The sequence below is a fragment of the Butyricimonas synergistica DSM 23225 genome, assembly GCF_000379665.1.
GTDB lineage: Bacteria > Bacteroidota > Bacteroidia > Bacteroidales > Marinifilaceae > Butyricimonas > Butyricimonas synergistica.
Genome location: NZ_KB903359.1, coordinates 851,417 through 863,877, shown reverse-complemented (window position 1 = coordinate 863,877; position 12,461 = coordinate 851,417). Strand labels below are relative to the sequence as shown.

Annotated in this window: 8 protein-coding genes; all 8 read left to right on the top strand. The window is 46.6% G+C overall.

What is annotated here, in order from left to right:
• The first annotated feature begins 14 nt into the window (after nt 1–14).
• Entirely contained in the window at nt 15–614 is a 600-nt protein-coding gene (locus tag A3CY_RS0103860; protein WP_155828171.1) for an RNA polymerase sigma-70 factor, read from the top strand.
• Nucleotides 615–655: 41 nt separating this feature from the next.
• A complete protein-coding gene (locus tag A3CY_RS0103855) occupies nt 656–1,825 on the top strand; it encodes a FecR family protein (RefSeq protein ID WP_018336585.1) in 1,170 nt (389 codons plus the stop codon).
• An 89-nt stretch (nt 1,826–1,914) separates the two neighbouring features.
• Nucleotides 1,915–5,583 carry a SusC/RagA family TonB-linked outer membrane protein gene (locus A3CY_RS0103850; RefSeq protein ID WP_018336584.1) on the top strand — a complete coding sequence of 1,223 codons (3,669 nt, stop codon included), beginning with the start codon at nt 1,915–1,917 and terminating at the stop codon, nt 5,581–5,583.
• A 12-nt stretch (nt 5,584–5,595) separates the two neighbouring features.
• Nucleotides 5,596–7,164, top strand: a complete 1,569-nt coding sequence (locus tag A3CY_RS0103845) for a RagB/SusD family nutrient uptake outer membrane protein (RefSeq protein ID WP_018336583.1) — start codon at nt 5,596–5,598, stop codon at nt 7,162–7,164.
• Between the two features lie 11 nt (nt 7,165–7,175).
• Entirely contained in the window at nt 7,176–8,141 is a 966-nt protein-coding gene (locus A3CY_RS0103840; RefSeq protein WP_026207272.1) for a hypothetical protein, read from the top strand.
• 87 nt (nt 8,142–8,228) lie between these two features.
• The gene (locus tag A3CY_RS21845; RefSeq protein WP_051082672.1) at nt 8,229–9,515 is read left to right on the top strand and encodes a TlpA family protein disulfide reductase; all 1,287 of its coding nucleotides are present in this window, start codon (nt 8,229–8,231) and stop codon (nt 9,513–9,515) included.
• A 134-nt stretch (nt 9,516–9,649) separates the two neighbouring features.
• A complete protein-coding gene (locus A3CY_RS0103830; RefSeq protein WP_018336580.1) occupies nt 9,650–10,984 on the top strand; it encodes an SWIM zinc finger family protein in 1,335 nt (444 codons plus the stop codon).
• Nucleotides 10,968–12,452 carry a DUF5691 domain-containing protein gene (locus A3CY_RS0103825; RefSeq protein ID WP_018336579.1) on the top strand — a complete coding sequence of 495 codons (1,485 nt, stop codon included), beginning with the start codon at nt 10,968–10,970 and terminating at the stop codon, nt 12,450–12,452. The genes A3CY_RS0103830 and A3CY_RS0103825 overlap by 17 nt, the downstream gene beginning before the upstream one ends.
• Nucleotides 12,453–12,461 lie beyond the last annotated feature (9 nt).

The following is a 12,461-nucleotide window of genomic DNA, read 5'->3' as shown; positions in this document are numbered from 1 at the left end:
AGTTATTAATGTTGATGGTCGTGAATTATTCAGATGATAAAGAATTGTTGGAAGTATTAAAATGTGGCGAGATATCAGCTTTCGAGTATATTTATACCACATATTATGATTCTTTGTTGAATTATGCCGACCGGATATTAAATGATTTGGAAACCGCCCGGGATGTAGTCCAACAAATGTATTATAAAATATGGGAAGGGCGTGAACTCCTGAATATTTCTCTTTCAGTCAAAGCTTATCTTTTTAAATCGGTTTACCACGGGTGTTTAAATACACTGGTTCATAAAAAGAATATTCAAAAATATGAACAAGAACAATTGGCTGACCTTTATTTTTCAAATGTTATTCAATCACCCGAGGCTGAAATGGAGTTGTGGCAAGCAGATATCGCCAAAGCATTGGATGAAGCAATAGCCTCGTTGCCTGAAAAATGTAGGGAAGTATTTGTTTTAAGTAAGGTGGAGGGGTTGAAAAATCGGGAGATTGCAGAAAAATTGAATATTTCCGAAAAAACGGTAGAACGTCATATAACTATAGCTTTGAGTAAGTTGCGAGAAGAATTGGATTGGTTGTTGCAAATTATTTTATTTTTTTCGGTATCTCATTGGGGGTAAAACTTGTTTTATCTGTCTTTAGTGTATAAAAGGCAGAAAAGATGGAAATGGAAACCTTCAATATAAATGAATTATTGATTCGAATTTTGTCGAATCAGGCAGATCAAAAGGAAATTGTGTATTTCTCGAAATGGATAGAGAACGAGCGGAATAAACTCTATTTCGATAAGTTCAGGAAAGTTTGGAATCTTTCTTCGGGAAGACATGCAGATCAGAAAATGGTTGAGGCGGGACTGGAGGACTATCGACAGTTTATGCGCCGATCTTTAAGTCCGAAACATAATATAAAGCGGGTATGGAGAATGATCTCGGCTGCTGCCGTAGTGATACTTGGTGTTTTTGCTTTGCTGCGTTTGTATGAACCGGAAAAGAACATTGTCCCCGCGGAGAAAGAAATTAGCCATAGCAAAGGAATATTATTGACTCTTTCTGATGGCAAGAAAGTAAATGTACTTTCCGATTTTTTGGTGTTGCCCGATGGGGCGAAAGATGATATAAAGATAAGTAAGACCAATGAACGGGAAATCGTTTACGAAGTAAAGGATTCTTTAGCGGAGGTCGGGGATTTTCAACTAGCATATAACGAAATCATCGTACCCGCGGGTGAGCGTTTCTCTCTACGGTTGTCAGATGGGACTAAAGTTTGGATAAACTCGGAGAGTTCATTACGTTACCCGGTACGTTTCGGCAAAGGGAGGCGGGAAGTAGAAGTGCGGGGAAACGTGTATTTTGAAGTGACACGTGATACTAGCCGTCCGTTTGTTGTTTGGGGAAGGGAACTGGTGACAGAAGTGCTGGGTACTTCTTTTGAAGTAAATCTGTATGGGGATGGGGATGAAACCAGTGCTACTTTGGTAGAAGGAAAGGTGAGGGTTTTGGTGGGGAAACATGCTGTTGTAATGAAGCCCGATGAACAAATCGTGTTCAACACGAAGAGTGGGGACGTGGAAATTATAAAGGTGGATGCAGCCAACATGGTAAGATGGAAAGATGGAGTACTCGTGATAGATAACGAGCGATTTGATAATGTTGTCTGGAAACTGGAGCGTTGGTATGGTGTGACTATTATTAATGAAACAGAAAAATCATTCTCCCAGCTTTTTAGCGGAGAATTTGACCGGGAGGATGTTCGGGCGGCTATTGAAACGATATGCGTGAATTTAGGTATTCGATACAGAATGAATAAAGACAGTATTATTTTACAAAAATAAAAAGGAGTTCCGATCCGTGCTACCAACACTTGGAATACTCCTTTTAAATTAAGCTTTATATAATCATTTAAAACTTACATGACAAATCTATGGAAAAAAAACAACATTTTTTGTCGTTGTCAGTATTATTTCTCAAAAGAATAGTTTTACTGACGCTGATATGGGGTGGTATTTGTTGTAGTCCGGTTCGAGGTGCCGATGCCGGGCAGCCCCGAAAGGTAACTTTGAATTTGAAAGGGGTATCTCTTTCCGTGCTGTTTAACGAGATTAAAAAACAGACTTCTTACAAATTTTTCTATAATGACACGCAAGAGAAAAATGTTGGGAAGATCTCGATTTCCGTGACAAATGAAACCGTGGAAAATGTATTGAAACGAGTATTCGAGAATTCTGCTTACACGTTTCAGATTGTGGGAGAACAAATTGTGATCACGGATAAAAAAATGGAAGATACAAGGCAGAAAAATGTCCGAATCACGGGGTTGGTTACGGATCAACAAAAGATCCCGTTGCCTGGCGTGACAGTAGTGGTGAAAGGATTGACGATCGGGACGGCTACTGATGCTAACGGTAGATATGCTTTAACATTACCTGCGATAGAGAATATGGCATTGATATTCTCCTTTATCGGGATGGAAACGGCAGAAGTGAAATGTACTGGACAGGACACGATCAACGTGGTGATGAAAGAAGAACAGTCCGAGTTGTCCGAGGTCGTCGTTACCGGATACCAGACGATTGATCGCCGGAAGAACACGAGTGCTATCCAGTCTATAGAAATGGACAAAATCAAGGTGCCCGGGGTACAAACTATAGATCAATTGCTTGAATCACACGTGCCGGGCATGATCTTTATGCAAAATTCGGGACAAGTGGGAGCTGCACCGAAATTGCGAATCCGGGGAACTTCCACGATACTCGGAAACCAAGAGCCCGTGTGGGTATTAGATGGTATCGTGTTGCGTGATCCGGTGAACGTGATCCCGACTTTAATTAATAATCTGGATTTTGTTAATCTGGTGGGAAATGCAATTTCCGGGATCAATCCTGAAGACATCGAACGTATTGATATTTTAAAGGATGCTTCCGCCACGGCTTTATACGGGGCGAAGGCGGCAAATGGGGTAATCAATATCACCACGAAGAAGGGAAAAACGGGTCCGCCTTCCGTGACGTACAGTTTGAATGGCAAGTTCACGGCAAGACCTCGTTATTCGGACAAGAATATTTATTTGATGAACTCCAAAGAGCGTATAGCGTATTCCAGGGAGATCATCGAGAAAGGACTATCGTACCCGACTATCAATAATTGGGTCGGTTATGAAGGAGCTCTTGATAAGTATAATAATGGAATCTATACTTATCAACAATTCACGGATGAGGTATCAAGATTGGAAACAGTGAACACCGATTGGTTCGATTTGATCACAGAGGATGTGTTTTCCAATAGCCACACGTTGAGCCTGTCGGGAGGTAGTTCGAATATCCGTTATTACGCTTCTTTAGGATATTCCAACGAGAAAGGAGTAATCAAGGGAGAGAAAAATGATCGTTATTCCACGAGTGTGAACATAAACGGGAGTTTCAATAAATTCTCGTTTTCGTTCGGAATGTTGGCAAACAAAGGAGTGCGGGAATACGTGAACAGCGAGGTGAATATTCTGGATTACGCCTATAATACATCGCGTGCTATTCCGGCATTCAACGAAGACGGGAGCCTTTATTTTTACGATGTGAAAGGTTCTTCAATCGCGAGTTCCAATATCCCGTTAGCATTTAATGCTTTGCACGAGATGGAAAATTACCGTGACGAGTACAATAGCTCTGGGATAACCTTGAATATGAATCTGAACTATCGTTTCAACGATTGGTTGAAAACTCAATTCATATTTTCATACAGTATCAATAACACGATGCAGGAAACTTTTATCGGCGAGAATTCTTTCTACGCGTCAAATCTCCGGGGTACGAATTACGGGGTGGAATTAACTCCCGATCAAAAGGCTGTCAGTTTATTGCCCGTGGGGGGAGAATATCGCGAGGATTTTACCCGGAATGACAATTATACTACCCGTCTGCAATTTGATTTCACGAAATTCTTGGATAGTGAGCAAAAACATTTGATTAATGCTGCCGTGGGTTTCGAGTTGTCGTCTTCAAAATATGACGGGAAACGTCAGGTTCACCGGGGGTACTTGCCCGAGCGGGGAAAGATGATCGCGACGCTGGATCCTGACGTCTATCCTGCTTTTGCTAAATGGCAAATGGAACAGGAAGATGCGAGAGGGGTACTCACGGATAACATTCAAAACGAGATGTCGGCTTATTTGACATTGACCTATACGTTGAATAATGCTTATTCGTTTAATTTTAACACACGTGCGGATGCTTCCAACAAGTTCGGGGATCGCAGTAACGAAAAGATATTGCCGGTATGGTCGGTTTCCGCGAGTTGGGATATGAAAGCGAATATATTGCGGGATGTAAATTGGGTTAACGGGTTATCCGTGAGAAGTTCTTTCGGGTACCAGGGAAATATGTTGAGCGAACAGACACCCGAGTTGATTATCAAGAAAGGGAATATGAACGATTATTTCGGCGAGTACGAGTCGAATATACAACATTACCCCAACCCCGATTTGCGATGGGAAAAAACCGGGGCGTTCAACGGTTCCGTGGACTTTGCCTTGTTCAATAACCGTATCCGTGGAACTTTCTCCTATTTTTACAAGAAGACCAAAGACGCCTTTTTGAGCAAAACCGTGGCGGATATTAATGGAGTGGAAACCTACGTGATTAATTCCGGAACTGTGGAAAACAAGGGGTTCGAGATGAGTTTCAATTTTACCCCTATCAAAGCGGGTGCTAACATCGGTGGTTTCCGTTGGGATATTGACCCGCAAATAGGACAAGTATTGAACACGTTGTTGACGAAAGCGGTCAATAATAATAGTTTCGAGAGAGAACAGGATGAGATATTCTACACGAATTACCTGGATGGCTCGGCGTTGATTGAAGGAGAGCCTCTGAATACTTTCTTCTCCTACAAGTTTAAAGGGTTGTCGCCCGAGGACGGACGCCCGATGTTTTATGACGTGGAGGAAGAACTTAAAGATGAATACCTGAAAATGGAGCGGGAGGACGTCTTCCGCCGGGTGATGAAGGTGTCTGGTACGCGGGTGCCGGTACTGCAAGGTGGCGTGTCGAATACTTTTTCCTACAAACGGATGTCATTGAGTTTTAATCTCTCTTACTCGTTTGGTTCTAAAATCCGGTTGATGCAATTGTACGGGGCGAATCAAAATGGAACAACGGTAGCTCCTCTTCCGGAAAGGAACGTGCGTCGGGAATTCGTGAAACGTTGGCAACGTCCGGGTGACGAGAAGCACACGAATATCCCGGGATTGTTATCAAATGCCGAATATAGCAGAACGTTGAGTCCTTGGTGGGGTAGATCAGATTATAACTCGATTAAGTTTGCCGACAACATCTGGCAAATGTATGATAATTCCGATATCCGTACCGTGAGCGGGAATTATTTGAAGTTGCAATCTTTCGTGTTTAACTACACGTTGCCGGAGGAATTCTGTAAGAAATTGTTATTGAAAACGGCATATATCGGGATTTCCGGGAGTAACCTGTTCACGATTTGCAGTTCAAAACTGAAAGGGCAGGATCCTTCCCAGTCGGGGACAACCGATAAATTGAATTTGTCTATTCGTCCCTCGTATTCCGTTAATTTAGGTATCACTTTTTAATCGATAGAAGCTATGAAAAGTTATATAAGTTATTTAATCCCGCTTCTTTTCTTCTTTAGCTCGTGTGACTCTTTCTTGGAAGAGTATTCCCAGGATCTGACTTACGCGAAAACAGCGGCGGATTTGGACGAGATATTGATCGGGGACGGGTACATGAAGGTGCCGGAAAATAATGCCGGTATCGGTTTGGGGAGCAGTGACGGGTATTATTTCCCCTGGTTGCACGTGATGGATGATGATATCACTCAAATTAACACCGGGGGGACGTGGATCGGTACTGTATTTACCGAGTTTGCCAATTTTTATCTTTGGTCGGAATATCCTTACACGCGCGAGGGAGAAGAGGTGGAAGATTCCGACTGGAAACGGTTGTACAAGCACATCAGTGCGGTAAATGTTATACTCTCCAAAACGGAAGAGATGCACGACCAACCGGAAAAATTGGAACGCATCAAGGGCGAATGTTACTTCTTGCGGGGAATGTACTATTTCTATTTGGCGAATATTTACGCCAAACCTTACGCGAAAGCCTCGGCGGCAACCGACTTGGGTGTCCCCGTGAAGACCACGGAATATATAGAGGACGTTTACTTCAAGCGCAACACGCTGCAAGAAACCTACGCCCGTGTCATCGAGGACCTTACCGAGGCTACCCGTTTGTTGAAAGGTAAAGAGCACAAGACCGTCTATCGCGCTGGCTTCTATGCGGCACACGCTTTACTGAGCCGCGTCTACTTGTACATGGAAGAGTACGAGAAGGTGCTCGCCTCGGCCGACACGGTGTTGCAAGGAGGCTACACCCTTTTGGATTACAACCAGCGTTTGGCACTGGTGGTCCCGGACCAGTACGGGAACATACGGGATGGCGTCAGCGTGACGTACAAGGATTCCCCCGAAACGATATTTTCCCAGGGAGGGTATTGTTTTGCGGGGCAATATAATATGTCTGTTATGGATATGAGTAATTTTAACGTCTCCGATGACTTGATCGGCATGTATAGCCGGGAACCGGGGAATGACCTGCGATTCGGGTCGTGGTTAGGGATATATAAAGACCCGTATAACCCGCTTTATTTAGTGAAAAAGTTAGTCGACACGCGTGATGGCATGGTTTCGTCCGAGTGTTTGCTCCGGTTGCCCGAGGTCTTGCTGAACAAAGCGGAAGCCCTGGCTATGCTCTCCCGGGAAGATGAGGCACGGGACCTGATCGAGGAACTGCGCGTCAAACGGGTGAAACAGGGTACTTATGTCGCCCTCGACAAGCGGGCTGGCGAAAAGTTGGTCGAGTTGATTCGTGACGAACGCCGCCGGGAACTTTGCTTCGAGGGGCATCGCTGGTTCGATTTGCGCCGCTATGCCGTTCATTCCCGCTACCCGTATTCCAAGCCCATCATTCATGACCAGTATTTTTATAACAACACGACTTGGCAGCTTGAGTATCTGGGTAGTTACCGGTTGAACGAGTACGCCTCGGAACCCGCTTACGTGATCCCGATCCCACGGTCGGTAATCGAATTCAACAAGGGGAACATGGTGGATAATACCGCTCGTCCCCAGAGAGAAATGTTTAAACGCTTTTAATATTAACGCAAATGAAATACCATATATTACTTTTAACGATATTGTTCTTTGCCGTGGGATGTAGCAAGGAAGATGATTTGACACCCTCGTACGTGGACGCGGAATGGTTCATGATACAAGACAACCCGGATGACGCGGTGCAGCACGCCGCCTACGGGGTCTACTCCAGCTGGGGCATACCCGTCTTCCTTAACGATACCATCGGGCAACAGGAACGGGGCATAGACCATAACGGGCAGCCCATCGTCTATCACAAAGTGTTGGATTTAAACTACAACCTCAATAATCCGGCTAACGTGTACAGCATCGTGGCTAAACGTATCGCTTTAATACAAGACGAAGCCGATAAGCTGGCAGGGATAGAATTTATCGACAAAGTGTTTTTGCCCCTTGTGCCGGACATCTTCCATATCCAGTCCATCCTTTTGCTGGACTCGATATACGAGCAACAATACGCGGGAGGAGCGAAAGACATGAAAAAAGTACACCAGGCGATGGAAACCTTGGCGATAGCCGACATACCCGTTATCGCGGGAATGTCCGTCGAGGAGAAGGCGTATCGGGCTAACGAGATCCTCGTCTACTTGGCTATAAATTACTTGGCGAAAACCCCCTCTGCCGGTTTGGAAACATTCAAGCGGGTCAGCTACGACCCCGCGACTCAACGGAGCTATTACAAGATGGAAGTACGTGTTCCTCGTTACCCGGGGTACGTGTGTTTGTCCCCGGCTCGCTGGGAAGTGTACGGCTTCTTGGATTTTGACCGCTCGAAATATCACTATGTCTCGGACCCGGACGTGACGAAGTGGTATTACACGCTGGGGGATGAAAATGCTGATATCGAGGATTACGTCATGGCGGTGATTTCGTACAGTAGCCAAGCCTTCGAGGCGGAATATGCGGAATATCCCATGGTAATCGAAAAGTTCCGGATCATGCGCGAGGTTGTGAAATCAATAGGTTTTGAATTAAAATAGCACGTGATGGGAAGATCTAATAAATCACTTCTTCTAGGGGTTCTCTGTATACTATGTACATTAACCTCTTTTGCTCAAAACGCAACGGTGATATTCAAACCACATCCCGTGTTCCAACGTTACCCGGCAGAATTGATTAAAGAAACAAAATATGACATGATCCGGTCCGAGCGGCTACTCCCGGGGGATTCTCTCGCCTTTTCGTTACCGGTAACCGACCCGGAAGGCGAATATTATAAACTATACGGTTGGGGTGCGCTCAACATCTTCGTGAAACCGGGTAGTGTGATTATCATTGATTACAATAACCGGGAACGGGAAAAATCAACATTCTCGGGTGATTTGGCGGAAGAGAACGCGTGGCTCAATCAAGATTGGTTCTTGGGATACGGCATGCTTTACCCGGGGCAATTTACCCCCGAAACCACCTACAAAGAATACCGGCGTCAAGTGTATTTTAATGCCGATTCCTTGAAACGAGTCGTGAAAAATACATTTCATCCGGGAAAGTTCGTGAACGATTGCTGCCTTCGCGTTGATTTCATGGCTGTTCATACTTTGTTAAATTACTATCAAAACCTCGTGCAGAGAAGACAAAGTGAATACTCTCCCGCGGATTTTGAAGCGTGGCATGCCGGGTTCAAGAATACTTCTTTTTCACGGGAATTTTTAAAAAATGCCCGTAAATTGTACAAGCGTTACAAAGAACAAGATGTACTTCAATACATTCAGGTTAGTCGGCTGCTCGCGAATATAGTTCATGATATAGAACCCGATTTTGCGAAACAAATCGGTTACACGCTTTTTGAAGAAGAATACGCGTTGATGCAGGTATTGAACGACGTGACACGTCTCTATAGCCTCGAGCTTTTGGAATTCCGGGAACGGGTCAAAGATCCCGTCGTGTCGCGGGTGGTTGAGGAACACGTGGCGGATAAACGCAATCTTTTGGCCGGAATGGAAGCGATGGATTTCGAGTTTGAAGACGCGGGCGGTAACTTGCATAAATTGTCGGATTACAAAGGAACCCCTATGTTTATAGATGTATGGGCAACGTGGTGCAATCCTTGCAAAGCCCTAGCGCCCGTCTTTCATGAATTGGCACGGCAATACGAGGGAAAGAACATCAAGTTTGTAGCCGTGTCCATAGACAAAAAAGCCGCACCATGGAAGAGTTATTTAAATGCTCATCCGCATGCGGGAAACGTTCTCGAGTGGCATGCTGTCAATAAAAAGTTCCAAGAAGCCTACCGTATTAGCGGTATCCCCCGTTTTATATTAATCGATAAGAATTTTAAAATACGTATGGCTTTCGCGTATAGACCGGGAATGAAAGAGTTAGCTACTTTGCTTGATAAGATCTGTTGGGAATAGTTCTTTTATACCGTATTTATTACAGAAAATCCTAAATATATTGCGTCCATCAACATGAATTTCGTTGATGGACGTTTTGATATCTCATATTTACCCTTAAATTTGCCGACATTGAATATTGAAAATGTGGATACATGCAATTATCAGAAGAGCAGATTATTAAGTTAGCTCCTGATGCGGCATCCGTGAAAGCCGGGAAGGGCTTGGCCTCGGCGGCGAAATGGGTATTGCGGGGGGCTAGCGGACGGGCATTGTGGGGACATTGCCAGGGAAGCGGGGCGAATCCTTACCAGACACAGGTGGATTTGCAGAATATAGCTTTCAAATGTTCTTGCCCGAGTCGTAAATTTCCTTGTAAACATAGTTTGGGATTACTATTTCTATACGCGTCACAACCGGACCTGTTTTCTACCGGGGAAGAACCCGCGTGGGTCGTCGAGTGGTTGGATAAACGGGTGAATAAAGCGGCGGAAAAGAAAGAGAAAAGCGACAAACCGGTAGATGCCGAGGCTCAGGCGAAACGCCTGGAAGCACGACATCGAAAGGTGCTGGGAGGAGCCGAGGACTTACAAGGCTGGCTCAGGGATCTAGCGCGTAACGGTTTGTTGAACGTACCGGAACGGGCGCGGGAGCTGTTCGAGGGAATCGCGAAACGTATGGTGGACGCGCAGGCTCCGGGATTGGCGGGCATGATGCGTCAGTTGCAGGAAATCAACTATTTCGGGGAAGACTGGAAATACCTGTTGACCGCCTTATTAAGCAAAGCCTATCTCGTGGCGGAAAGTTATAAACACCTGGGCCGACTGCCCGGGGAATGGCAGGATGAGATTCGTACCCTCGTGGGATACCCCCAATCGAAGGAGGAAGTACTCGCGAAAGGTCAGACGGTGACCGATGACTGGTACGTGGTAGGTACGGAGTCTTTACAACAAGACCGCCTGACCGTCGAGTACAATTGGTTGTACGGGCGACAAAGTAAGAAATACGCCCTATTCTTGCAGTTTATCATGGCGGGGGCATTGCCGGAGATCGCCTTTATGCCCGGCAACGTCGTCCGGGCAGACTTAACCTTTTACCGGGGGATCGACCCGACCCGGGTCTTGGTGCGCGAGCAGCGGGGACCGGGGGAAATATTCCCGGTGACGGACGGGAGTGCGGGATACGCGGGCTTGTCGGAAGCGATGCGGTATTTTCGGGAGAAACTCACGGTAAACCCTTTTCTCCACGAAGTGCCGGTCATCGTGAGCGGGGTGCGTTTCGCGGTACACGAGGGGCAGTTTTGGTTGCGGGACAGGGACTGGCGTTTCGTGGCGTTGGGCGCGGGAGAATCCGCCCGTCTGAAAGGGCTCGCCGTGACCGGCGGTCGGGAATTCACGGGCTTCTTCATGGCGGGAGAACGCGTGTGGAGAGCCTTGTCATTATGGATAGATGATAAATATTACACGTTGAACAATGAGCATAACGGATAACGTAATCAATACAGCCCTGCTGGGGACGGCTAACCGGGAACTATCCGCCGAGGACCTGCCGGAAGACTTGGGCGATACCTTGTCGAAAATAAAGGAAACCGCGGCGGACGGGGAGGACCTCTTTTACAAGATAGCGGCAGCCTTCTTCGCTTATTACCGTTCCGGGTTAGAACCTTTGAACTTGAAAGACCCCATTCCGGTCACGGTCGCGGAGCCGGAAACGATGCCTTACCCCGGGAAAAAAGCGGCGGCATTATTGGGAATGCTGTTAGGCGAAAAGTATGTGCATATGCTACTCTTGTGGTACAAGACGGCCGCGGAACGGGGCTATTTGATCCCCGCGGAATACCTGCTGGACGTGTTGGAAAGGGCATTCTTGCCAGGTAGCCAGACGGCAAAGTGCGAGAAACGCCTGTTGGCTTCCCTGATCGGCAACCGGGGACGGTGGTTGCTGCCCTTGATGAACTACCCGCCCATGCAGGAAGAAGGAAACGAGGATTGGGAAACGGCAACACACGCCGACCGGAAAAGCATCCTGTCCCGGGTAAGGGAAAGCGATCCTCCCCGGGGGATCGAACTCTTGCGCACGGAATGGAAGAACGAGCCGGCACAACATCGGGCGGAATTGCTGGAGTGTTTGAAGACCGGTTTGTCCAAATCGGACGAAGAATTCTTGGAAAGCGTGCGTGCCGGCGATCGTAGCAGCACGGTAAGGGATACCGCCCTCGACCTGTTGCGGAGGATACCCGATTCCGCTATCGTCGGATTATACGCCCGGACATTAAAGCAGCACTTGCACTATCGCCGCCTGCTCGGTTGGTCTGTCGACCCCGTGGCTTACTCGGACGAGTTCAAAAAAGCGGGTATCAACGAGGTCAGTAGCAATAAAGGAGAGAGCGACAGCGATTACATATTAAGACAAATGGCAGAGTGCGTACCCTTGTCCTTCTGGAGTGAAATCTTGGAATGCGACCTTGAAACGGCGGCGCGGCGCATGCGTAAATCCCCGCCTTTTTCCAAGTATATTCATTTAGAAAACGCCATTTTCAACTTCAACGACCGCCAATGGGCGTACTACTGGCTGAAAGGCGAGCGGGTATTGCAACACCCGGAATTGCTCCCCCTTGTGCCCATGCTATCCGTCGGGCAGCGGGAGGAATTGAACCTGGAAGGGAAAGCGCAACAAAACTTCTACGTGATGCAATGGCTGGACGACAACGATGAGGAATGGGGCGAGAACTTCTCCCGCGGCGTTCTGAAAATGATTTACAGCATGACCTATTGTTATTACGACCGCCCCACCTGCGAGCAACTGGCATTACGCCTTCCGGTATCGCTGCTTGGCTATATCGGGGAACTAGGAGCAGCAAAAGAGAATAGCGGAAGCCATTGGGAATTCACCGTGCGTATGCAGCAATTAATACAAATAAAAAAGGATATACAAGAAGGATTTACAGCGGATGTGTAAATACCGTCT

What these genes read in the sequence shown, in the direction of transcription:
- A3CY_RS0103845 (WP_018336583.1), top strand. Translation starts at nt 5,596, where the DNA reads ATGAAAAGTTATATAAGTTATTTAATCCCGCTTCTTTTCTTCTTTAGC.
- A3CY_RS0103825 (WP_018336579.1), top strand. Translation starts at nt 10,968, where the DNA reads ATGAGCATAACGGATAACGTAATCAATACAGCCCTGCTGGGGACGGCT.
- A3CY_RS0103830 (WP_018336580.1), top strand. Translation starts at nt 9,650, where the DNA reads ATGCAATTATCAGAAGAGCAGATTATTAAGTTAGCTCCTGATGCGGCA.
- A3CY_RS0103860 (WP_155828171.1), top strand. Translation starts at nt 15, where the DNA reads ATGGTCGTGAATTATTCAGATGATAAAGAATTGTTGGAAGTATTAAAA.
- A3CY_RS0103840 (WP_026207272.1), top strand. Translation starts at nt 7,176, where the DNA reads ATGAAATACCATATATTACTTTTAACGATATTGTTCTTTGCCGTGGGA.
- A3CY_RS0103850 (WP_018336584.1), top strand. Translation starts at nt 1,915, where the DNA reads ATGGAAAAAAAACAACATTTTTTGTCGTTGTCAGTATTATTTCTCAAA.
- A3CY_RS0103855 (WP_018336585.1), top strand. Translation starts at nt 656, where the DNA reads ATGGAAATGGAAACCTTCAATATAAATGAATTATTGATTCGAATTTTG.